The 23,829-nt window shown below is 37.6% G+C and carries 26 protein-coding genes; all 26 read right to left on the reverse strand.

Annotated features, from left to right (window positions below; translation table 11 throughout):
- Positions 1-10: 10 nt before the first annotated feature.
- Complete coding sequence (gene glyS, locus ACNSTQ_RS02670) at positions 11-2,086, reverse strand: glycine--tRNA ligase subunit beta (RefSeq protein WP_418198307.1); 2,076 nt, start codon at positions 2,084-2,086, stop codon at positions 11-13.
- Positions 2,079-2,969, reverse strand: coding sequence for a glycine--tRNA ligase subunit alpha (gene glyQ, locus ACNSTQ_RS02675; protein WP_418198308.1), 891 nt, complete (start codon positions 2,967-2,969; stop codon positions 2,079-2,081). The genes glyS and glyQ overlap by 8 nt, the downstream gene beginning before the upstream one ends.
- A gap of 402 nt (positions 2,970-3,371) precedes the next feature.
- Entirely contained in the window at positions 3,372-4,136 is a 765-nt protein-coding gene (gene recO / locus ACNSTQ_RS02680; RefSeq protein ID WP_418198309.1) for a DNA repair protein RecO, read from the reverse strand.
- 40 nt (positions 4,137-4,176) lie between these two features.
- Entirely contained in the window at positions 4,177-4,317 is a 141-nt protein-coding gene (locus tag ACNSTQ_RS02685) for a YqzL family protein (RefSeq protein WP_418198310.1), read from the reverse strand.
- Positions 4,318-4,546: 229 nt separating this feature from the next.
- Entirely contained in the window at positions 4,547-5,458 is a 912-nt protein-coding gene (era, locus tag ACNSTQ_RS02690) for a GTPase Era (protein ID WP_418198311.1), read from the reverse strand.
- Positions 5,451-5,831 carry a cytidine deaminase gene (locus ACNSTQ_RS02695; protein ID WP_418198558.1) on the reverse strand — a complete coding sequence of 127 codons (381 nt, stop codon included), beginning with the start codon at positions 5,829-5,831 and terminating at the stop codon, positions 5,451-5,453. The genes era and ACNSTQ_RS02695 overlap by 8 nt, the downstream gene beginning before the upstream one ends.
- Positions 5,832-5,851: 20 nt before the next feature.
- On the reverse strand, positions 5,852-6,586 hold the full coding sequence (locus ACNSTQ_RS02700) for a DUF502 domain-containing protein (RefSeq protein WP_418198312.1): 735 nt from the start codon (positions 6,584-6,586) through the stop codon (positions 5,852-5,854).
- A gap of 24 nt (positions 6,587-6,610) precedes the next feature.
- Positions 6,611-7,015, reverse strand: a complete 405-nt coding sequence (locus tag ACNSTQ_RS02705; protein ID WP_418198313.1) for a diacylglycerol kinase — start codon at positions 7,013-7,015, stop codon at positions 6,611-6,613.
- Positions 6,999-7,469, reverse strand: coding sequence for an rRNA maturation RNase YbeY (ybeY, locus tag ACNSTQ_RS02710; protein WP_418198314.1), 471 nt, complete (start codon positions 7,467-7,469; stop codon positions 6,999-7,001). Before ybeY ends, ACNSTQ_RS02705 begins: the two co-directional genes overlap by 17 nt.
- On the reverse strand, positions 7,469-9,634 hold the full coding sequence (locus ACNSTQ_RS02715) for an HD family phosphohydrolase (RefSeq protein ID WP_418198315.1): 2,166 nt from the start codon (positions 9,632-9,634) through the stop codon (positions 7,469-7,471). The genes ybeY and ACNSTQ_RS02715 overlap by 1 nt, the downstream gene beginning before the upstream one ends.
- A gap of 220 nt (positions 9,635-9,854) precedes the next feature.
- On the reverse strand, positions 9,855-10,820 hold the full coding sequence (locus tag ACNSTQ_RS02720) for a PhoH family protein (protein WP_418198559.1): 966 nt from the start codon (positions 10,818-10,820) through the stop codon (positions 9,855-9,857).
- A 14-nt stretch (positions 10,821-10,834) separates the two neighbouring features.
- The gene (gene yqfD / locus ACNSTQ_RS02725; protein WP_418198316.1) at positions 10,835-12,022 is read right to left on the reverse strand and encodes a sporulation protein YqfD; all 1,188 of its coding nucleotides are present in this window, start codon (positions 12,020-12,022) and stop codon (positions 10,835-10,837) included.
- Positions 12,023-12,046: 24 nt separating this feature from the next.
- On the reverse strand, positions 12,047-12,331 hold the full coding sequence (gene yqfC / locus ACNSTQ_RS02730; protein ID WP_216830094.1) for a sporulation protein YqfC: 285 nt from the start codon (positions 12,329-12,331) through the stop codon (positions 12,047-12,049).
- 107 nt (positions 12,332-12,438) lie between these two features.
- A complete protein-coding gene (locus tag ACNSTQ_RS02735) occupies positions 12,439-12,969 on the reverse strand; it encodes a hypothetical protein (protein ID WP_418198317.1) in 531 nt (176 codons plus the stop codon).
- A 32-nt stretch (positions 12,970-13,001) separates the two neighbouring features.
- Positions 13,002-13,994, reverse strand: a complete 993-nt coding sequence (gene floA / locus ACNSTQ_RS02740) for a flotillin-like protein FloA (RefSeq protein ID WP_418198318.1) — start codon at positions 13,992-13,994, stop codon at positions 13,002-13,004.
- A gap of 2 nt (positions 13,995-13,996) precedes the next feature.
- On the reverse strand, positions 13,997-15,349 hold the full coding sequence (locus tag ACNSTQ_RS02745) for an NfeD family protein (RefSeq protein ID WP_418198319.1): 1,353 nt from the start codon (positions 15,347-15,349) through the stop codon (positions 13,997-13,999).
- A gap of 239 nt (positions 15,350-15,588) precedes the next feature.
- A complete protein-coding gene (locus ACNSTQ_RS02750) occupies positions 15,589-16,032 on the reverse strand; it encodes a GatB/YqeY domain-containing protein (RefSeq protein ID WP_418198320.1) in 444 nt (147 codons plus the stop codon).
- A 22-nt stretch (positions 16,033-16,054) separates the two neighbouring features.
- On the reverse strand, positions 16,055-16,228 hold the full coding sequence (rpsU, locus tag ACNSTQ_RS02755) for a 30S ribosomal protein S21 (protein ID WP_003323311.1): 174 nt from the start codon (positions 16,226-16,228) through the stop codon (positions 16,055-16,057).
- A 92-nt stretch (positions 16,229-16,320) separates the two neighbouring features.
- Positions 16,321-17,535, reverse strand: a complete 1,215-nt coding sequence (locus ACNSTQ_RS02760) for an ABC transporter substrate-binding protein (protein ID WP_418198321.1) — start codon at positions 17,533-17,535, stop codon at positions 16,321-16,323.
- 124 nt (positions 17,536-17,659) lie between these two features.
- Entirely contained in the window at positions 17,660-18,367 is a 708-nt protein-coding gene (locus tag ACNSTQ_RS02765; RefSeq protein ID WP_418198322.1) for an ABC transporter ATP-binding protein, read from the reverse strand.
- Positions 18,339-19,124, reverse strand: a complete 786-nt coding sequence (locus tag ACNSTQ_RS02770; protein ID WP_418198323.1) for an ABC transporter ATP-binding protein — start codon at positions 19,122-19,124, stop codon at positions 18,339-18,341. The genes ACNSTQ_RS02765 and ACNSTQ_RS02770 overlap by 29 nt, the downstream gene beginning before the upstream one ends.
- A 14-nt stretch (positions 19,125-19,138) precedes the next feature.
- Positions 19,139-20,131, reverse strand: a complete 993-nt coding sequence (locus ACNSTQ_RS02775) for a branched-chain amino acid ABC transporter permease (RefSeq protein ID WP_418198324.1) — start codon at positions 20,129-20,131, stop codon at positions 19,139-19,141.
- Positions 20,131-20,994, reverse strand: coding sequence for a branched-chain amino acid ABC transporter permease (locus tag ACNSTQ_RS02780; RefSeq protein WP_418198325.1), 864 nt, complete (start codon positions 20,992-20,994; stop codon positions 20,131-20,133). Before ACNSTQ_RS02780 ends, ACNSTQ_RS02775 begins: the two co-directional genes overlap by 1 nt.
- A 256-nt stretch (positions 20,995-21,250) precedes the next feature.
- Positions 21,251-22,234, reverse strand: coding sequence for a quinone oxidoreductase family protein (locus ACNSTQ_RS02785; RefSeq protein ID WP_418198326.1), 984 nt, complete (start codon positions 22,232-22,234; stop codon positions 21,251-21,253).
- 26 nt (positions 22,235-22,260) lie between these two features.
- The gene (locus ACNSTQ_RS02790) at positions 22,261-23,040 is read right to left on the reverse strand and encodes an enoyl-CoA hydratase/isomerase family protein (protein ID WP_418198327.1); all 780 of its coding nucleotides are present in this window, start codon (positions 23,038-23,040) and stop codon (positions 22,261-22,263) included.
- Between the two features lie 14 nt (positions 23,041-23,054).
- A complete protein-coding gene (locus ACNSTQ_RS02795; RefSeq protein ID WP_418198328.1) occupies positions 23,055-23,819 on the reverse strand; it encodes an SDR family NAD(P)-dependent oxidoreductase in 765 nt (254 codons plus the stop codon).
- Positions 23,820-23,829 lie beyond the last annotated feature (10 nt).

Raw genomic sequence — 23,829 nt, forward strand, 5'->3', positions numbered from 1 at the left:
TCTAGACTTTTTAAGAAAATACGATGGCATTAAAGTTAGCAAAATTTTGGATCGTGTTAGCAAGTAACTTCATTTGTATTAAACGGTTTTCTTTCACTTTCTCATCTTCAGACATTACCATAATATTATCAAAATATAAGTTTATTGTCTCTTTTGTATCTACAAGTGCTTGATAAGCTTCAGCAACATTCCCAGTTTCTAAAGCGCGTTTAACTTTTTGATCTGTCTCGAGATAAACTTTATAAAGAGCTTTTTCCTCTTCTTGTTCAAATAAACTTTCCGATAACTCTGTAGAATGTCCAGCTTTTGTCGCAATATTAGTCACACGACTTAACGTTTCGACAGTTTCTTTAAATGGTGGAGCTTCAATTTGTTCCATTAGAAGCTGAGCTTTTTTAACGATTGTATCTACCTGTCCGATTGTTTCTGAAAGAACAGCATCCACGATATCATAGCGTGAACCGCGCTCTTGAAGTGTATTTTTCACTCGAAGTCTAAAGAATTCAAGTAAATCTTTTGAAACTTCTTCACTACTTCTCTTTAGTAACTGTTTTTCTTCAGCTACATTTATCGCTATTTGAATGACCTCTTCAATAGATACGCTTAAGTTTTTATCTAGGATCATTTGAATGACACCCGCAGCTTGACGACGAAGTGCATAAGGGTCTTGAGAACCTGTTGGAATGAGGCCAATACCAAAGCAAGTAATAATCGTGTCCAATTTATCAGCCATACTTACAACTGTTCCTGTCATAGCGGTTGGGCTCTGATCATTTGCAAACCGTGGCATATAATGCTCTTTAATTGCTAAAGCAACTTCATGAGCCTCTCCAGCTTTTAAGGCATACTCTTCACCCATTCGTCCTTGTAACTCAGGAAATTCATACACCATTTGTGTTACTAAATCAAACTTACACAACTCAGCTGCGCGAGTAATCGTTGAACTATCAGTTACCGCAAGCTTTGTAGCCAGTTGGCTTGAAATCGTTTGAATTCGACTCACCTTTTCAGCAAGAGTACCTAATTCCTCATGATAGACGATGGATTTTAATCGAGCTAGTGCATCCTCAATCTTAAGCTTTTGATCTTCGCGATAGAAAAATTGAGCATCAGAAAGACGAGCTCGTAACACTTTTTCGTTTCCTTTAACAACATTTTCTAAAAACTCATGATTACCATTTCTTACCGTTATAAAGTGCGGTAAAAGGGTCCCTTCTTTTGTATGCACAGGGAAATAACGCTGATGTTCTCTCATAGAGGTAATCAGTACTTCTTCCGGTACTTCAAGAAAACTTTCATCAAAGCTTCCATGAAGGGCTGTAGGGTACTCTACTAGATTATTGACTTCTTCTAGTAAATCTTCGTCAATCGGTATGACCCAATCATTTTGTTCCTCAATTTGTTTGATTTGATTTCTAATCGCTTCTTTTCTTTCTGAAGGATTAACGATAACATGTTCAGCTAAAAGGGTCCGTACGTAATTATTTGGTTCATTGATCGTTGTCTCATTTCCTAAAAAGCGGTGTCCAGAAGATTTACGGTCTGTTTGAACATTTGTAATTTCAAAAGGAATGACTTCACCCCCATATAGGGCAACTAACCATTGGATCGGACGTACGTAACGTAAGTCATATTGGTTCCAACGCATGTTTTTTGGGAAGTGAAGGTTTTTTATAATGTCTTCAACTTGCGGTAATATCGTTTTTGTTTCTTGACCAATAATATGTTTTTTTGCAAAAACATACTCTTGTCCATTCACTTCGTTGAAAAATAACTCATCCGTAGAAAGACCTTGTCCTCTTGCAAAGCCTAAAGCTGCCTTCGTCCAATTTCCATCTTGATCTAGAGCGATTTTTTTCGCCGGTCCTCTTGCCTCTTCCACCATGTCTTCTTGTTTTTCAGCAACTTTAGTAATTAGAATAGCAAGTCTTCGTGGTGTTGAATAAGCTTCAATCTCTTCATACGCCACATTTCTGTCTTTTAGCCAATTCTCCATTTTATCTTTCAGCTGGTTCATTGCATCTGTCACAAAGCGGGCAGGCATTTCTTCTAAACCAATTTCAAGTAAAAAATCCTTTTTACTCATTTGACATCTCCTCCTTATCCTTAAGCATCGGGAAGCCAAGTCTCTCACGTTCTGCAAAGTACACTTTTGCACAATCTCTTGCTAAATTACGGACACGTCCGATATAGCCTGTTCGCTCTGTAACAGAAATAGCTCCTCTAGCATCAAGTTGGTTAAATACATGAGAGCATTTCAGTACATAATCATACGCTGGGAAAACTAAGTTTTCTGCCAATGCACGTTTCGCTTCTTGTTCGTATGTACTAAATAGTTGAAACATCATCGTACTATCTGAGACCTCAAATGTATACTTTGAGTGCTCGTATTCTGGTTGTAAAAATATGTCCCCGTATGTTACGCCATTAACCCACTCAAGGTCGAATACATTTTCTTTATCTTGGATGTAGGAAGCTAAACGTTCAATACCGTATGTAATTTCAACTGCTACAGGATGAGCGTCAATGCCGCCTACCTGTTGAAAGTATGTAAACTGCGTAATTTCCATCCCATCTAGCCAAACTTCCCAACCTAGACCCCATGCACCTAAGGTAGGAGCCTCCCAGTTATCCTCAACAAAGCGGATATCATGTTCTAAAGGGTTAATCCCTAATTCTTTTAAGCTGTCTAAATAAAGCTCCTGAATGTTATCAGGTGATGGTTTCATAATTACTTGAAACTGATGATGTTGGTATAGTCGGTTAGGGTTTTCACCATAGCGCCCATCTACTGGACGTCTTGAAGGCTCAACATAAGCTACATTCCAAGGCTCAGGACCAATACTTCTTAAATAAGTCATTGGGTTCATCGTTCCAGCACCTTTTTCAACGTCGTATGCCTGCATAATAATACAATTTTGTTTCGCCCAAAAGTTTTGTAACGTAAGTATCATATTTTGTACGTTCATCTTTCTTTCCTCCTTATCAATTAACTCCAAAGTGATTCATTCAACTGTAAGAGTTTATAAACGACGACATAGAGCTGAGTTTAATCTTCGTTAAAAGGCGTAAATAAGAATTTCATTAATCGCCTTAAAATCAAAAAAACTCCCGTCCCTATGCTATAACTTATAGCATAGGGACGAGAGTTACCCGCGGTTCCACCCTATTTGCTAATCTCCTTTTTGGAGAAAAGCCACTTTAAAGAGAAGTGCTCCAGATTGCCTTTCCTTATCATCTATAACCCTAGCTCACACCACCCTAGGTTCGCTTTTTATAGAGAGGATAAGTACTCCTTTTCCTTCTTTGCACCATTTGTTTTAAATTTAGGTTGTTCTTTAAAAGCATAATACTTAAAAAGATACCCAATGTCAACTTTCATCTGAATCTAACCAATTCATTTTTTCTAATTGATCTAAAAATGATCTTGATTTAAGCCTTAAACCGGAATACTCATCGTAATAGGAGTTCAAAACTTGTTTTAATTCTTGCTTGGTTTCTTTTTTTACTGAGATATTTCCTAAACGGTTTAAGTCAAAGTGATAAAAAAGCCGTAGCAACTTTATCGTTCCTGGTGAAATTTTTAACCGGTAAGGATCTTTTGCTGAACAACGGTGACATAAAAAGCCACCCTCGCCTATTGAAAAAGAAAACTCACCATCAACACTTCCACAACTAGCACAATTATTTAATTGTGGACCAATTCCAGCTACAAAAAGCATCTTTACTTCATAGAGGCGGACTAATATTTCTGGGTCTACTTCTTCGTCAATGTAATGTAGCGTTTGCATTAATAGTTCGAATAAAAACGGATTACGTTCACGATCGTTGGTAAGCTTGTCAGTTAATTCAACTATGTAAGATGCATAAGAGGCTCGAAGTAAATCGTTTCGAACCTCTCGATAGGACTGAATTATCTCTCCCTGTTGAAGAGTACCAAGACCTGAGCTCTTTTGTACTAGAAAAGTGCCATAGATAAATAATTGGGAAACTGCAGCTAGGCGACTCTTAGGCTTTTTAGCTCCTCTTGCCATCACACCGATCTTGCCCATTTCTCTTGTAAATAATGTAACAATTTTATTAGATTCCCCGTAATCCGAAGTACGTATAACAATACCTTCAACTTTCTGAAACATTCTCGTCACCACACAAAGAAGTCGTGAGGTGCAAGCAAGATTAGTGAGCGTCTAAATTTGTAAACTCCTCTTCAATATCTTGAGCTGAAACATCACCATGCTCCTTTTCCAGTTCCTTGATCAACAAATAAGTATCAACACTTCCCGTCATCGAGAATACTTTCCAGGAAAAATCAAGCACTTGGAATTCCACCTTTCGTTTAAGGATTGTTAGACCGCTCTATATTCTATAGCTTGACCTTGTTTTGCAAATTCATGTTATGGAATAATTGTCAATTATGACAACTAGTCATATGTAACAATCATTTACTTCATACATCTATCTTAGAGATTTTTTTATAAAAAAACAATGGCTACTTACAGAGCCATTGTTAAATATATGTTAATAACTGATTACGAACTATTACATTTTAATATTCATCTTCATTAAATCCAAAGTCACGTAACTGATGACCTTTGTTTCTCCAGTCTTTTTGGACTTTTACCCATAATTCTAAAAACACTTTTGACCCTAACAACGCTTCGATATCTGCACGGGCACGTTTACCTATTTCTTTTAGCATGCTGCCTTGCTTGCCGATAATAATACCTTTTTGTGATGAACGTTCTACAATGATAGTAGCCCCAACATAGACAGTTTCACTACCTTCACGCTGCTTCATTTGTTCAATGACAACAGCTAATGAGTGCGGAATCTCCTCACGAGTTAAGTGCAGTGCTTTTTCTCTAATCAACTCAGCTACAATAAATCGTTCAGGATGATCTGTTACTTGATCGGCCGGGTAATATTGTGGCCCCTCAGGTAAATGTTTTGTAATTTGCTCTAATAAGGTCGGCACATTATTTCCTTCCAATGCCGAAACTGGAACAATTTCTTCAAAAGTATGACGATCCTTATATCCATTAATAATATCTAACAATTTTTCTGGATGAACTTTGTCAATTTTATTTACGACAAGAAAAACAGGGGTTTTTGACTCTTTTAAACGGTCTAAAATAAATTGTTCACCCGAACCAAAACCTTCTCCTGCATCGATGACGAACATAACTATGTCCACTTCTCTTAACGTATTATTTGCAATCTTCATCATAAAATCACCAAGCTTATGCTTCGGTCTATGTATACCTGGTGTGTCTAAAAAGACGATTTGTGCATCATTATTCGTATACACACCTTGAATTTTATTTCTTGTTGTTTGTGGCTTATCACTCATAATGGCTATTTTTTGACCAACTATATAATTTAATAAGGTTGATTTCCCTACATTGGGCCTCCCAATAATTGCAACAAAACCTGATTTATATCCTTCTCTATTATTCATTTAGATCCCCCGCAGTAAAAGCTCCAGGCAATAGTCCGCCCACAGTTATTTCTTGTACATCCCCTTTTAAATTCGTTAAGTAAACAGGCATTTCTGCATGGCAAAATTCAGTGAGCACTTGACGACATGCACCACATGGTGGTACTGGTCGTTCTGTATCTGCCACAATAGCAATAGCAGTAAAATTATTTATTCCTTCTGAAACTGCCTTGAAAATGGCTGTTCTTTCGGCACAGTTGGTTAGACCATAGGATGCATTTTCAATGTTACATCCTTTATAAACTTGTCCATCTTTTGTAAGCAATGCTGCTCCAACTGGAAATTTTGAATATGGAACATATGCTTTTTCCCTAGCAGCCTTTGCTTCGTCCATAAGCTTTATTTTGTCCAAATTTATTCTTCCTTTCTTTTTTCACGTATGAATACTTTCATGTTTGTTTTATCAAAAGTTGCTTCTTTTTCAATTACATCATCCATCGGATCTGGCGGAACAACGACCCCACCAGATATAATAAATTTCAACCCTTGCTCTACTGTCATATTGAGCACAATGACATCTTCTCTAGGAACAAGGACTAGCCAACCAGATGTTGGATTTGGCGTTGTTGGTAAAAAAACATTGATGCATTCCTTCGAAGTAAGCCGCTGAACTTCTCCTTTTGAAGAACCCGTTTGAAATCCAATCGTATAAAGTCCTTTTCTAGGGTACTCTAAAAGAACGACATTTTTAAATGAGGAACGCTCTTGTGCGAAAGCATGAATAACTTGTTCGACAGAAGTATAAATAGAGTTAGCAATAGGCACCTTCCTAAACCCTCTATCAATTGCATTAAGAATACCGCTACCTTTACCTGTTAGCCGCATCGAACCGATCCATGTAATGAGAACAATGGTTAAAATAAAGCCAATCCCAAAAATTCGTTCAGAAAATGGAGTATATACACCAAGAAAATAAATACTGCCGTCATGCGTCGTTATTATATTTAACCCTTTAAGTATGCCAGTAATAAATGAGCCTAGAAATGCATCAATTAATGTAAACAAAAATTGAATAACATAGATTGTGGCAATTGCTGGCAACAGAAAAATAAGTCCAGCTATAATATTTTTTTGCAGCCTCTTCCACATGTCCCCTAGAAAACTCCTCTCCCACTATGAGCCTAAAATCTTTGACACTCGCTCAAAAATTAGCGGTAAAAAAATCGCTAAACCAATCAACACTGAGATAATACTGAAAATAAACACCGCTCCAGCAGCAATATCTTTCGCCACTTTTGCTTTGGGGTGGTATTCTTCTGTGATCATATCTACAGTACGCTCAATCGCTGTATTCATTACCTCTAAAGAAAGTACCATACCTACAACTAGCAATAAAATAACTTTTTGATTTAAAGGAACATCTAGTATAAACGCTAACACCATAACCACTGCGCTTATAATTAAATGTATTCTCATATTTTGCTCATATCGGATAACATACTTTAAACCAGTCCATGCATATACGAAAGAACGAAGCAGTCGTTTAAATCCCCAAAGGTTTTTATCTTTTAAGTCCATAGGCGTTCAAAATTTCTTCTTGTCTAGAAAACATTGTTTTCTCCTCTTCATCTGTTAAGTGATCGTAACCTAACAAATGGAGAAATCCATGGACAAGGAGAAATCCTAGTTCTCTTTCAAAAGAGTGTTCATAACGTTGAGCTTGTTCAATCGTACGTGGTATGGAAATGATAATATCACCTAATACATTTGGACCTTCTGGATCAATAATTTGCACCTCTTCTTCCCCCGCCTCATTTAGGGCAAAAGAAATAACGTCCGTAGGTGTATCTTTCCCACGATAATCCCGGTTTATTTCACGGATCCGCTCATCGTCCACAAAAGTTATTGAAATTTCGGTTGGTCCAGTTATGCCTTCCATTTTAGCTGCTTCCCTAATAATTTCCTCTGTCAACTGAAGTTGTTTTTTCGTAATCTCATTAGTTTCGTCAAGAATGTCAATCTCAAAGTTCATCATTTCGCTCCCTTTTCTTTAGGATCTTCTGGATATTCAATACGAGAATGAAATGTTCCTTGTAATGTTTCATACATCGAAACCGCCACTTTGTCTAACTCTTTCAAAGTAAGGTCACACTCGTTAAATTGTCCATCCTCGAGACGGTCATTTACGATCTTTCTTATCATCGCCAATATCTTGTCTGGTGTCGGCTTATTTAATGATCTTACAGCGGCTTCAATGCAGTCTGCTATACCGACAATTGCAGCCTCTTTCGTTTGAGCTTTTGGCCCAGGGTACCTGAATTGTTCTTCAGGTATTGTTTGATCGGTTTCTTGATTCGCTTTGTGATAAAAATATTTAAGCAATGTCGTCCCGTGATGCTGTTCAGCAATATCAATAATTTCTTTAGGCATCTTGTATTCCTTTAACATATCTGCACCGTCATAAGGGTGAGAAATGATAATGGTTTTACTAAGTTGTGGTGATATTTTATCATGTGGATTATCGATCTTCATTTGATTTTCAATAAAAAAATGCGGTCGTTTCGTTTTTCCGATATCATGATAGTAAGAACCAACTCTTGCTAATAAACCATTGGCTCCAATGGACTCACATGCCGCTTCTGCTAAATTCCCGACTACTACACTATGATGGTATGTTCCTGGAGCTTCTAATAAGATTTTTCTTAGTAGAGGGTGGTTCGGATTCGATAATTCAATAAGCTTAGTCGTTGATAAAATTCCAAAACCAGCTTCAAAAAATGGAACTAATCCAAGTGTTAGTACAGCCGCTATAAACCCTGATAAAAAGGCAAAGCCTAAATACATTCCAACTTCGATCCAACTCTGTTGAAACCCCTTCAAAAATAAAATTGATATTATCGATACCATATTAATAAATGAAACGAATAGTCCTGCTTTTAGTATTCGAGTCATACTCGTTGAGCGACCTAAGAAATAAACACCCGCAAAACAGCTGAATAAAATGTATACACCAAACGTAAAATTAAAAGTACCTACCGCATCATTATTAAAGATGATACTTGCAATAATTGCAAAAAAGATACTTGAAAATAACGCAATACGTTGATGAATTAACGTCGTTAACAACATCGCACCTACTGCAACTGGTACAATTAACCCTACTGCTACTATATCCAATCTTTCAATTAAGCTCGTTATCTTCATAACCGATACACCGATAAAGAAAATGAGAATAAACATGAGCAAATGGCTATTATTGGTTTTTACACTTGTTTGCGCTTCATTAAGATAATATGAAAGCATCCCGACCATTAATAGTACTAAAAGGGCTAATCCTAAATATGGAAATATATTAAACGCATCGTCTAATAAACCAACCATTCGGAGTTGTTCATAAACCTCATGATTAATTAACTCTCCCTGCTTCACAAGCAGTTGCCCTTCTCGGATAATAACTGGCTCTACTGATTCAACCGCTTCTTGTTGAAGACGTTCTGTTGCTTTATCGTCATAAATATAATTAGGTATAATAGCAAATTGTGCCGTTTCAATCATTGCATCATGCAAACGATTAGAAACCGTTAATATTGCAATTTTATCTTTTACAGACCTTTTAGCTTGGGCTAAATCATTAATCGCAATTCTTTCACTCATTACCGAATGTACTGCATTCGTTGTTGTTTCCCTTGCAACTTGAAGTTGACTGCTAGAAGATAATAATAGCGTACGAACCGTTTCATCTGAAAGGTCATTCGTTGTCCCAGATGAAATCACTTCTTGAACATATTTTAAGCGATCTTCTAAACTTAACTTTTCTGTTTCCTGCCCTTCTTCTGCCTCTAACTCTGTTTTTGTCATTTCTTCGTTAACTAAATGAATTAGATCAAAAATGTCATTTATCTTCTCTACTTGCATTTGTGTATATTCTTTTTTCAATGCATAAACAGGTTGGACAGCCTCCAGCACTTCCCGCCGCTTCTGTTCAGTTGCAATTTTATTCTCAACTGTAATCGGAGAACGAATATCTTGTTCAGCTACTGAGGACATCCGAACTTCAATCTTTTCTGGAATAATATTATCCAGCATTGATAGAAATAAAAATACAGCTAATATAACAAAAAGAACACCCCGTAAGTATCGATGATCTTTTACTTTTTTCCACCATGTCATTTGATCGATCGGGGAACGTTTATTCAAGATCGGTCACCTCTTATTTTCTTACCTATTACTCCATTCCCTGTTTGTCCAACAACATAAAGTTTTAAACTTAGGGAAGAAACAATTATGTAATAAGGATAAGAGGGCGACTCATAAGTACTATTTCATATCGCTTAATAATAGTGTCTCATCGTTTGAGCAGCTAGTTATCGAGCGAGGCCGAGTACTTTAAATATGGGTCACCCTCAGAACAAAATGTTTACTCTTCTTTATCTCTTTTTTCTGATTGATCATACGCATCTAAAATCCTTTGAACGAGCGTATGACGTACGACGTCAGATTGTTGTAAGTAAATAAAGTCTACCCCTTGTACATTACCAAGTACGTCGATACCAACTTTTAACCCGGATCTTTTTCCTTTTGGTAAGTCAATTTGTGTTAAATCTCCATTTACAACCATCTTTGAACCAAAACCTAATCGTGTTAAAAACATTTTCATTTGCTCTTGTGTCGTATTTTGAGCTTCATCTAAAATAACGAAAGAATCGTCTAATGTCCGTCCTCGCATATACGCTAATGGTGCAACTTCTATTGTCCCTCTCTCCATTAATCGAAGGGTTTGTTCAACACCTAAAATATCATGAAGAGCATCGTAGAGCGGGCGCAAGTACGGATCGACTTTTTCCTTTAGGTCACCCGGTAAAAAGCCTAAACTTTCTCCAGCTTCTACCGCCGGACGTGTCAGGACAATTTTCTTTACTTGTCCTTCTTTTAATGCTGTTACAGCCATAACAACAGCCAAATACGTTTTTCCAGTTCCAGCAGGACCTATTCCAAAGACGAGGTCTCGCTTTCTTATCGATGAAACATAATGTTTTTGCCCTAATGTCTTAATCAATACAGGTTTGCCTTTTGCATTGACAGTAAGCTTTTCTTGATATAAATGAAGAAGTTCTTCTAGCATGCCTTTTTCTGCTAATTGAATAGCATATACAACATCTCGTTCAGACAATGCCGTTCCTTGACGTAACAGCTTCAACATCGTTTCTAGAACATCTTTCACGACATGTACTGCTTCATCTTCACCTTTAATTGAAAGATCTTCCCCGCGAGTCGTTATTTGAACACCGAGTTTTTCTTCAATCCGTTTTAAATGTGCGTCGTTTGGACCGTACAATCTTTGAACTTCATTTTGATCTTTAATTTCTAATGGAATATTCTTCATTTGTGACAATAGCCTCAATCTCCTTGAATGATCGGTTGCTCCGTCGTAATATCTTCTATAACTTGGTAGTGAAGCTTTAATTTAACTTTACCATTCTCAACGTCTTGGTGCAAAACTTTTTCACCTTTTATTAACGCATCCTCAGGTAATCGCTCTTCCAATTCTTCTTTCGCCATTTTTTTGGCGACTTGTACTGCTTCTTCTACGGTGTACTCTCGTTCTACTTCATTTTTTTCTAACCATTGCTTTTTCTTATATTGCACAGGTATTGTCCAATTTAAAAGTTGTATTGAATGTTTTCTTTCAAAAGGCTCTGCTTTTTCAAAGGTATGTTTTTTCCAACCCCAAATCGGTAAGTCTAAATTAAAAAAAGATAAGTAATGGTACGTCTTACCTTCCCCTGTTAGTGTTTCAAAATGATTAACAAGGGGAACCGTTACTTCAGACTTGTACCAAATTTCGCCGAGAACACTTCCTTTAGCAGGAACAATTTGTGTATTATCTTCTTTTCCAATAAATCCAGAAACGAGTAAATCACCTTTATTTACAAATTCATTTCTCCGAACTAACACTTGACCTTGTTCAATAAACATATCATGTATAATTGCTTTTTTCTTAGCTACTAAGTGTCTCGGGTTTAATGTTTCCTGTTTTTCGGGTAAGGTTTGTTCTACAACACTGAACTGAAAGGTTGTACCATTAAGCTTTACACCAATCCATGTGGCATCTTCAATTTGGTCTGTTACTTTCTTTTGTATCTCTTCAACACTAGGAAGCATAAAAATGAACTTCCCACGCTCAATTCCAATTTCTTCAACAGCTAACCGCAGTTGATGCTCGACCTTAGGAGACGCTCCCTCGATCGATATGTTCCAGACCATGTTTGACAAGATTAGAAGAACGATAGCAAAGGAAAGGATCCCTGCCGTAAATCCTCCTCGCTTCCACATTTTTTTATATAAGAAAGGCAATCCGCGTCTTTCAGTAAATGTTACCTTACAGCTTGTCATACGTAAAAGAGGCCTCAGACGTTTAACGTCTTCTAAGGCAATGTAACAAACAATCCGCTCGTCGCCAGCTCTTTTAATGTTCCAAATATGAATGTCGTATTCTATACACCGGTTTAAAAACCTTTCCCCATATGGTCCATCTATTCTCATTCTAACGTAACCATAAATGTAAGTTAACCAAACATTTTTCATTGTCATCCTCCTACTAACTTTGATCTATTCATTAATAAATAAGACTTTATCGATCTTTCCTTCTAATAGGAGTTCTTCAGGTAGTATCGTCTTGATGACAAATTGTTCTCCTTTGATTAAGAGCTGACCTTGAGACAATAATAAACGGATCTCTTCATTAGAAAATTGAAGGACACCGCGATGATTTTCAATATAAATATGAATTTGTCCTATCATTGTAATACGGGGTAAATCCATCATTACATCAGGTGGTAGCTCCATCTGGTCTGTAAGAAATTTCTTCACTTGTTGTCGCCACTTTTTCATCAGAGAACCTCCTCTCCTCTCATTTTTATGACAGGAAGAGATTGACTATCACTATAAAATAAAAAAACAAGGCTAAGAATTCACTTAGCCTTGTTTTTAAACCATTATTATTATCTTTTATTAGAATAGGAACGCATGGATCGAGGCTTACCTAAGATCTCAGACCAGATAATTCCTTTCATTGCATCTGCTTGAGAAATGTTCTCAAAATTGAGATCGAGCTTCGTTTGTTTTTTCCCTATTTCGTTATTCGTAATCGGTGATTCTGAAATTGCAGATTGCGTTCTACCCTCTGCTCGCTTTAACTTCTTCCGCTTTTCTTCTAATTGAGCACGTAATTTCTCCATGTCTGTTCGTCGATCATTCACAGTAGTATCTACTTCTCGATGAATCGGCTCAAAAGACGGTTCAAACGACGGTTCAACTTCTCTTGCTAAAGTTGGCTGAGGTTTATCCCTTTCGTCAGGAGCTTGTTCTTGACGGAAAATTTCTTTCCAGTCAATTTCTTGTTCCCTTTGTGGTTTTTTGCCTTGCTCTGCTTCTTTTCTTGCCTCTGCTTGACGACTAAAGAAATTCCACAATGCACCTAATATAAGTATAACGAAAAAGATATTTCCAAATAGGAAATCAAGAATATTCAATGTCAACTCCTCCTTTTAGAGGATTATTTACATTACTTTTTATTATCATCATCACTATCGTTTGTTGCTTTACCAATCGAGTCTCTCATATCTGTATCAGCCATAATGTTTTGATAGTTGACATAGTCCATAACGCCCATGTGACCACTGCGAAGCGCTTCAGAAAGAGCCATAGGAACTTCCGCTTCAGCTTCTACAACTTTCGCTCTCATTTCTTCAACTTTCGCTTTCATTTCTTGTTCTTTTGCTACAGCCATCGCACGACGTTCTTCAGCTTTAGCTTGTGCAATTTTCTTATCTGCTTCTGCTTGGTCTGTTTGTAGTTCAGCACCGATGTTTTTACCGATGTCAATATCTGCAATATCGATCGAAAGAATTTCAAACGCGGTACCTGCATCTAAACCTTTAGTTAAAACGGTTTGAGAAATCATATCTGGATTTTCAAGTACTTTTTTATGATTTACAGCAGAACCGATTGTGGATACAATCCCTTCACCAACACGGGCAATAACTGTATCTTCACCAGCACCCCCGACTAAACGATCGATGTTCGCACGAACTGTAATACGTGCTTTTGCTTTTACTTCAATCCCATCCATTGCTACACCGGCAATAAATGGCGTTTCAATAACTTTCGGATTTACACTCATTTGTACAGCCTCTAATACATCACGACCTGCTAAGTCGATCGCAGCTGCTCTTTCAAAGCTAAGATCAATATTAGCTCGTTGTGCAGCAATTAAGGCATTTACAACGCGGTCAACATTACCACCTGCTAAATAATGACCTTCTAGTTTACTTGTGTTTAAGTCAAGACCTGCTTTTACTGCCTTAATTAGCGGATTTACAACACGCGCTGGAATAACTCGACGGAGCCTCATTCCAACTAATTCAAAGATACCAATTTTTACTCCAGCAGCTAATGCTGAAATCCATAGCATAACTGGAACAAATGTAAATAAGACTGCTAATGCAACAATAATTAAACCTAAAATAATGAGAATGAAAATATCTGATTGTGGCACTTTTATTCCTCCCTTTGTGAATGTTTTTTAGCTTCTCTAACAACGATACGAGAACCAGAGGTATATACGACCTCTACTTCCTTACCTTGTTCAATATACCCTCCCTCAGTAACGACGTCAAGACGGTCGCTTCCGAATAGCGCCATTCCAGAAGGTCGTAATGGGGTAATCGTCTCTCCTACTTGACCTATTAGTTCGTCCCTGGTGACATTTGAAATATAGCCTTCTTCGGTTGTTGTTGCACCGGTAAAGACGATTTTCTTCATTGGACCGCGGTAACCAAAATATTTAAAGATCAGAATAGAAACAATCGTTGTAATGACAACTGCAATTAATAATGAGATGAGAATATTAACTGTGGAGTAAGAGGCCAAAATCATACTTCCAATAATAGATCCGATGCCTAGTACGCCAAATATTCCAAATCCGGGGACAAATATTTCAATGAGAATTAAAACAATTCCTCCTCCAAAAAGGATGACAGATTCCAATCCGGCAAACCCTGCAAATAGATGTCCAAAGAAGAAAAGTAATAATGCTGAAATTCCCATAATTCCCGGAACACCAAATCCCGGTGAGTATAGTTCAAGCACTAACCCTAAACTTCCAATTGATAATAAAATAGGAATAACAACAGGATGCGTGACAAAACGAGCAATCTGTTCTGCAAAACTTACTTCCATATCTTTTTCAATCGCATTTTCTAATTGTAGAAACTCAAGTAATTCTGCACGGTTACTCGCTAACGCATCAGCGTACCCTACTTCGTAGGCATCGCCTGATGTTAATGTAAGAAATCGTCCTTTTTCTGCATTGTACTCTGGCAAATCAACAGAATTATCCGCCATCGCTCTAGCATATATAGGATCACGATCATTTAGTTTTGCTGACTCTTCCATCTCAGCAATCCAATACGATTGCATCTTCTCTTCAGCAGCATTACCAGCTCCGTCAATGACACCGGCAGATCCAATTAGTGCTCCAGGTGCCATTACAATTTGATCTGCATTTAAGGAAATATATGCACCTGCGGAAATGGCATCTTTTACTACGTAAGCTGTAATTGGGATGTCTGTTTCTCGCAGCAACCTAGCAATGTTGCCAGCCGCATCGACAGCACCACCTGGAGTATCAATTTCCAAAACAATGTGATCAGCGCCTTCTTCTATAGCAGACTCTATAGAACGTTTCATAAACGCCTCTAGCCCTCGCTCCACTGTCTGTTCAACAGGAATGTAGTAAACAATCGGTTGTGATGTCGGGGTTTGACTATGTACAAAAAATTGTAATGGTATAAGACAGAAAGCAGCGACCATTAAAGATAGATAAAACCTAATAAGTAGCTTTCTCCTCAATCTTAAGCCCCCTTTCTTATATTTAATTTGTTATTACATATACGTTATTAGTATAACAAGGTTTCACTTTTTTAACGAATAATTAAACATTAAATTTATTTGCACATTACAGAAAAAAAACCATAAATGCAGAAAATCGAATAAAAATGGTGCCAGGTACCTTTAAAAGGTACCTGGCACCATTTGTAATGATACATTTAAAAAGAGCCTTGCATAAATACAAGGCTCTTTTCTAGCTTTTATGATAAATGCTGTTTAACAAGACGGTTCACAAGACCGCCATCAGCTTTGCCTTTTACCTTTGGCATGATCGCTCCCATTACTTTTCCAAAGTCAGCTGTTGAAGTAGCACCCACTTCAGAAATTGTTTCTTGAACAATTTGAGTGACTTCCTCTTCAGAAAGCTGTTCTGGTAAGTATTGCTGGAGAACTTCAATTTCTCCATGCAGCTTTGAAGCTAAATCATCACGGTTGGCTTTTTCAAACTCATGGAGGGATTCCCTGCGTTGCTTGAGTTCGCGGTTTAGTACCGTAAGTGTTTCATCTTCAGAAAGCTCACGTCTAAGTTTGATTTGTTCGTTCTGCAACGAAGATTTCACCATACGAATAACAGAGAGTTTTTCCTTCTCTTTGCTTTTCATCGCTGCCTTCATATCATCAGTAAGACGATCTAGAAGATTCAATCGATACACCCTCTCTTACGAATTAGAACTTACGCTTTCTTGCTGCCTCAGATTTTTTCTTACGCTTTACACTAGGCTTTTCATAGTGCTTACGCTTTTTCACTTCAGCTAATGTACCTTCTTTTGAAAGTGATCTCTTGAAGCGACGAAGAGCAGCATCGATCGATTCATTTTTGCGAACACGAGTTTCTGCCATTTTATTTCCCTCCCTCCGAAACAACCAACTACGACTTCAAAAAAACAAGTCTTTTTTGATTATAATACAATAGATTGTATCGGTCAACCTTATTATTCGATAATAATTACTTCACCGTCTTCAACATAACCGATTGAAGGTAACCAATCGAACCCTTGACCATCCATTCCAGTTAAGTGCCAAACCATCTTGTCATCTGGAAGTGCTTTAATTCCTGCATCTAGACTTTCCATAATTGCATTTGCATCGTCTACAGTTCCTGCAGCTTTCATAGCTTCTACAAGGACATAAAGAGCTTGATAATTAAAAGCACCTTCTGCAGTTGGAATACGGCCAAATTCAGCTTCATACTTACTTACAAAGTCAGAAGCTCCTCCAGCGTCACTATCAATGATCGGTAAAGCACCGATTGCACCTTCTAACATTTCATAACCTTCAAGGACTGGTGCCATTTCTTCTAATTTCGCTTGGTCCATAACCATAAATCCACCTTCAAACCCTAACTCACGAGCTTGTTTGATAATTAGGGCAGTAGGTTGAGAAGGACCACCAACAAATAAAACGTCTGGCTTTTGAGCAAGTGCGTTTGTAACAATAGTAAAGAAATCAGTATCTTTACTAAAATCAACTTCACCTTTAAATACTACTTCACCACCGTGAGCTTCCCAAACCGGAACCATTGCTTCTGTCCAGTCCTTACCATATTGTGTAGCAGTAGGAAGTAATGCTAATTTATTACCAAATCGCTCTTGAGAATACTCCGTAAACACTTCAGGGTAAACCGTGTACGCAGGAGGAATTCGGAATGTCAAAGAGTTATCTTGCTCAAGGATCGATGGCTCACTTGTATAAGCTGCAATTAAGAATTCTTCTTGCTCATTAAATACTTGTGTAGCGAATACCCCGCCACTGTGTGGAACGAAAATAACTGGTGCATTATGTTCTTGAACAATACGACGTGCATTTGTACCGGATTCATTTGGTGCATACATATCATCTAAAGTAACTAAATTAATTTTATATGTTTGTCCGTTTATTTCAAAACCAGTTTCATTTATCTCTTCAGCTGCCATGCGTAATCCACTAACTGTGTTCTCACCATAGAATGCTGCTGGTCCACTTAATGGTCCAGTGTACCCGATAGAAATGATTTGTTCTTCATCACTGACTTCTACTTCAGGTACTTCTCCTTCATCATTGCTATTGCTAGCAGGTTCCGATGTTGAGTTTGAATTACCGCACGCTGCAACTAACAACATTAATCCAAATAATAAGCAAGCTAAAATCCATTGTTTTCCTTTTTTCATCTCATAAATCCCCCTTAAATTATTGAAGTCTTTTAAATCCAAACAAAATAATTAAACATAACTCCCCTCAATTGCTTCACATCACCTCCTAAAATTTTCGTTGTTTACTTGGCACTGTAATCAGTTAAGCTCCAATATACGCTTTTCTAATTTCATCATTATTAAATAATTCTTCTTTTGAGCCACTCATAACGATCTTTCCACTTTCAATGACATACCCACGTGTGGAAATCGACAATGCTGCACTTGCATTTTGTTCTGCGAGTAAAACAGTGACACCGTTTTCATTAATTTGTTTAATAATTCCGAACATTTGCTCGACAATAAGTGGTGCAAGTCCAAGTGATGGTTCATCTAGCATTAACAATTTCGGTTTGGCCATCAACGCTCTCCCAATGGCAACCATTTGTTGTTGCCCCCCACTTAATGAACCTGCGGGATCATCTTTCTTATCTCTTAAAATTGGAAATAAGTCATACACTTCTTCTAGTGATTTTTTCATCCCATCTTTGTCTTTTCGATGGACGAACCCGCCCATTTTCAAGTTTTCAAAGACTGACATTTGTGGGAACAACATTCTGCCTTCAGCACATTGAACGACACCGCTGGCCACCATTTTGTCAGGAGATACCCCAATGACATTATTGCCGTTAAAGAGATATTCACCTTTTACTGGCTTTACAAGTCCGCTAATCGCTTTAAATAGTGTACTTTTCCCTGCCCCATTTGCTCCAAGCAAGACTACCAATTCACCTTGTTCTACATTTAATGTAATATCTCTTAACGCTTCAAATTTTCCGTAATTAACTGTTAAGTTGGTGAGCTTTAGCATCAATACTCCCCCCTAAATATGCTTCTATAACTAATTGATTGTTTCGAATTTCTTCTGGAGTACCTTCTGCAATCTTTTTACCATGGTTTAGAACTACCACTTTGTCTGCTAGAGACATGATCATTGGCATCTTGTGTTCAATTAAACAAACTGTAATCCCACGATCGACCATTTTTTTCATCAACTCTGCTAGACCGTCCGTTTCATCTGGATTAACACCTGCTGCTGGTTCATCTAACAAAATCAACTCAGGATCGGTTGCTAAAGCTAACGCAAAAGCTACTCGCTTTTTTTCTTCTTGAGTAATAGATGCGATCGGATAATGGGCAAGGTGTGTAAGTCCTACAAACTCTAAGGACTCCATCGCCTTATCAAGACACTTTTGTTCTTCTAATTTCTCCCTTTTTGTTCGGAAAATCGCGTCAAACAAACCCGATTTCGTTCGTAAGCGATGACCAACAATAACATTATCAATTACGGTTGATTGTTCAAATAAGTGTGTCGTTTGGAACGTTCTTCCTATTCCTAGCCGTGCCACTTTTTCGGCCGGAAGCGTTGTAATATCTTCACCTTTGTATGTGATTTTTCCTGATGTCGGTAAATGGAAGCCGCTAATTAAATTAAAGAACGTCGATTTACCAGCACCGTTAGGCCCAATAACAGCTGTTATTTTTCCTTTTTCGATATCTAAATCAACTTGGTTTACTGCTGTGAGTCCTCCAAATGATTTAGTTAGTTGCTCTATTTTTAATAGCAATGTTCTTGCACCTCCTATGCTGATTTTTGCTTAGTTGATTCAGTTTTAGTTTTTGTTCTATTTTTTTGTTGTCGCTTAAATTTCCACATTAGATATCCACCAACAATCCCACGCGGATAAAAAAGAATGAGTAGAACAACAATTGGTCCGAAAATAAGCATTCGATACTGCTCTAAGAATTGAAGCATTTGGGTTAAAACGACTACGATGAAGGTTCCTAGAACCGGTCCGGTTAACGTTCCAATACCGCCAACTAGCAAGTACAGAAGAATTTCAAAAGCTACATGAATGTCAGAAACTTCTGGACCAATAAATCGAATATATGACGCATATAGAGCACCTGCTAATCCTGCAAAGGCTGCAGATATAACAAAAGCAATTAACTTGTTTTTCATAACTGAAATACCTAAGGTTTGAGCAAGCTCATCACTATTTCGGATCGCTACAAACGTTCTTCCAATTAACGATCTTACCATGCGTCTCATAAAGAAAATGGTTAAAACTAAGAAGAATAGAACTAAATAATATTGAGACTGCATAGAATTAAAAGTGATAGGTCCTAAATCAGGCGGATTGGGGATACCAATTAAACCTCTAACCCCGCCAGTAAATTCTGCCTTATAAATAATTAAGTAAATTAGGAACCCAACTGACATTGTATAGATCGCAAAGAAGTGTGACTTCGTTCGAAGTGCAACCAAACCAACTAAAAGTCCAATAGCTGAAGCTATAATAATAGCGAACACAAATGCTACCCAGAAATACATGTTTCCTTTAACAGTGAGAAGACCTAATGTATAGGCACCTATTGCAAAGAACCCGGCATGTGCTAAAGATAGCTGGCCTATAAAACCAGTAATTGTGTTTAAACCGTAAACAGCTATTGACCAAATAAATACTAAGATCATAACTTGAATGTAGTAGTTATTTTGAATAACTAGTGGAAACAAAATTGCGACTAGCAGCAAAAGGAGCAATGTATTTCTTTCATTAAAGAACGACTTCATTAATGAACCCCCTTTGCAAAAATACCTGTAGGCTTAATTGTTAGAATGATAACTAGTAATACAAAAGCGATAATGTCTTTATAATCAGCAGAAATGTAAGTTGCCCCCAAGCTCTCAGCAATGCCTAGTATGTATCCACCAAGTATTGCTCCTGGTATACTACCCATCCCCCCGATAATGATAATAACAAAAGCCTTCATAATTACTAAGTTCCCCATACTTGGAAATACAAGATTTATTGGGGCTGCTAACGATGCAGCAATTGCGGCGAAAGCACCTGCAATAGCAAACGTGAGCATCGCGACTTTATTCGCATTTATTCCTACTAAGAACGCACCATCACGATTTTGTGACATCGCTACAATGGCAGCCCCAGTCATAGTACGAGTTAAGAATAGATGTAATAAGATCATCAGCACTACTGCTGCAATAATAATAAGTACCCTTTGGAATGTAACTGTTAGACCAAATAAACTGATAGTATCACCATAAGGAGTAAACATTCTTTGATATTCTGTCCCCCATAAATATTGAGCAAATGACTCAAGGAAGAAAAGTATACCAATGGCTGCGATCATTAATGATAATGGGTCAGCAGTCCCCAGCTTACTAAAGACCAAACGCTCAGTTAAGATCGATAATAATGCAATTACTAGAGCGGATATTGCAATTGCCACCCAATAATGAACCCCGAGTGCCGTCATTACTGTTAATGTCACATAAGCCCCTACCATGTAAAAGGCCCCATGTGCAAAGTTTGGAACGTGTAGAATACCAAAAACTAGTGTTAACCCTAGAGCCACAAGACTGTAAACGCTTCCAGTTGTGAGTCCATTTAATAGTTGTTGAAAAAATAATTCCAACTTGGTCTACCCCCTTTTAATATATTTTCTATATACCAACCGGTTAGTATATAAGAAAACTAATAATACTTACCGGTTAGTATTATTGAGTTAATTATACTAAATCTTTTGAAAATTTGTAAACTAGTATTTTAAAAAGAAGAGATTAGACGACAAAACTTGTTCTAATCCCTTCTCATACGACAGATTCACTGTATTTTTTATGACAATTTACTACAATTTAAAACAGGACTTTACTGCATTTTTCTTCCAATTCCTACGGTACTAATATAAGTTTCCCGCTCGTTTGTCTACCCTGCATTAGCTCATGTACTTTTGCTGCTTGATCTAAAGGATATGTGCCACCAATTTGCAGTTTCAATTGACCACTTTGAACGTATTGTAACAATTCGACTAGACTTTGCTTATACAGTTCTGGTTTTCGCATCATTTGTGGCAAGAAAAAGCCAATAACCGACTGATTTTTTGCCATTAAAGAAGAAGGGTAGAGTTTACTTTGCTGACCACTAGCCACTCCGTAAACAACTATTCTACCAAACGGTGCCAGGCACGCAAGAGTCTTGTAGAAAATGTCTCCACCGGCCATTTCAAGTGCTACATCGACACCATTACCGTCTGTATGTTCAAGAACTTTCTGTTCCCAGCCTTCTTCTGTGTAATTAATTAACACATCGGCACCAAGGTCTTTGGCTAGAGCTAGTTTCTCATCATTACTCGCAGTAGCAATTACCTTTCCAGCTCCCATTAGTTTAGCTAACTGTACGGCAATCGTCCCTACTCCTCCAGCAGCAGCATGGACTAATACGGTTTCTCCTTCTTCTAGGCGTCCCATCGATTTAATGATGTGGTAGGCACTTAGGCCTTGAAGTGGTAATGCAACCGCTAGATTAAAATCAACACCATCAGGAATTGGAATTAACCCACGCTCATCAGCAATCGTATATTCAGCGTATCCTGTTGATTTTTTTGTCCCTAATAGAGTTACGACTGACATTCCTACTTTTACATTCTTAACTTCATCTCCAACCTCAGTAATCACTCCAGCTACTTCAGCACCTGGAACATAAGGTAAAGGAGTTGGAACAACATACTGCCCTTCTCTTCTAGCTGTATCTGCATAATTGACACCAATCGCTTTAATTTCGATTAATACTTCTTTTCCTACAGGTTTTGGTTTTTCTAGATCTACCATTTCTAATACTTCTGGACCACCATATTTGCTAAATTGAATTGCTCTCATTATTTACACGCTCCTACTTTTTCTAGTTATTTTCCTGTAAATTTTGCTTTTCTTTTTTCTACAAATGCTTGAACGCCCTCTAAATGATCTTCGGTTGTAACCATTAATGTTTGGGTGATTTGCTCACGTTTTAATACATCTTCTAATGTCATATTTACTGATTCATCAACAATCTTCTTCATTAATCCAATAGCTCTTGTCGGTCCGTTGGCTAATTGTTTTGCAAATACTCCGACTGTACTCTCTAATTCTTCTACTGGGACAATTTCATTTACTAGACCCCATTCTTTTGCTTTTGCTGCTTCTAATGGTTTTGCACTAAATAGTAATTCCTTTGCTCGATAAGGTCCAAGAACTTTTGGCAGGAAGAATAAACCTCCACCGTCTGAAATGAGCCCTACTTGTGCAAAGCTAAGTACGAATTTACTATCATCAGCGGCTAATAATAAATCACAAGCTAACGCTAAATTAAATCCAGCTCCAGCGGCAAAACCATGGACTGCGGCCACGACAGGTTTTTCTAACGATTTAATTTCCAGGATCAGTTCATTCAGCTTTCCAATGTGTTCATAAACTTGAGCACCAGAAGCCTTTCCCATCGTTTTCACATCACCACCAGAACTAAATGCACGTCCTGCCCCGTTAATAACGATAACTTTCACATCTTGGTTTTCCTTCGCTTCTTTAATAGAATTCATTAATCCTGTAATCATCTCTGGACTAAACGCATTCAGCGCTTCAGGTCGATTTAAAGTAAGTCTCATTACACCTGCTTCAATATGAGTTAATAAATGTTGGTTTTCCATTTGTTTTCCTCCTTTTATTTAATAAGCCAGCCACCGTCAACTAATACATCAGAACCCGTCATATAACTTGCTTCACTTGAAGCGACAAACGTAATTACATTTGCAATTTCCTCAGCATTCCCAACTCTCTTCAATGCTGTATTTCGCTTTATGGCAGCTGTAAATTGCTCATTCTCTAAGCCTTTTTCAGTTAAGGGGGTTTCTATAAAACCAGGTGAAACTGAATTGACTCGAATATGATGTGGGGCTAATTCATTTGCAAGCGCTCTCGTAAAATTAATCACTCCTGCTTTTGCTGCACTATAATGAGGAATTTTAGCCCCTGCTTTATAGCCTGATAATGAAGCTACATTTACAATCGACCCTTGTTGTACGTTAGAGTCGATCATAACCTTACCTAGTTGCTTTGATACGAGAAAAACACTCTTTAAATTCGTATCTTGTGTCCGCTCCCATTCTTCTACATCCATTTCTAAAATGGAAGAAGATCCTGAACCACCTGCATTATTAACTACAACGTCAAGACGACCAAACGTATCTTGAACAAATTGTGCTAGTTTAAAAACATCTTCTTCTTTTGTCACATCAGTTGGAAAAGGAATAGCAGATCCTTCTCCAAACGATGCTGTAATTTCTTTTACTACATCGTTTAATTTCGATTCTGTTCGTCCAACAAGAACCACCTTGGCTCCTTCTTTTGCAAAACGAACAGCCGTTTCTTTTCCTATCCCACTGCCTGCACCTGTAACAACGCAAACTTGCCCATCAAATCGTGACATCTTATCTCCT

The organism is Alkalihalobacterium sp. APHAB7 (assembly GCF_048323755.1).
In the GTDB taxonomy this organism is placed as follows: Bacteria; Bacillota; Bacilli; order Bacillales; family Bacillaceae_F; genus Alkalihalobacterium.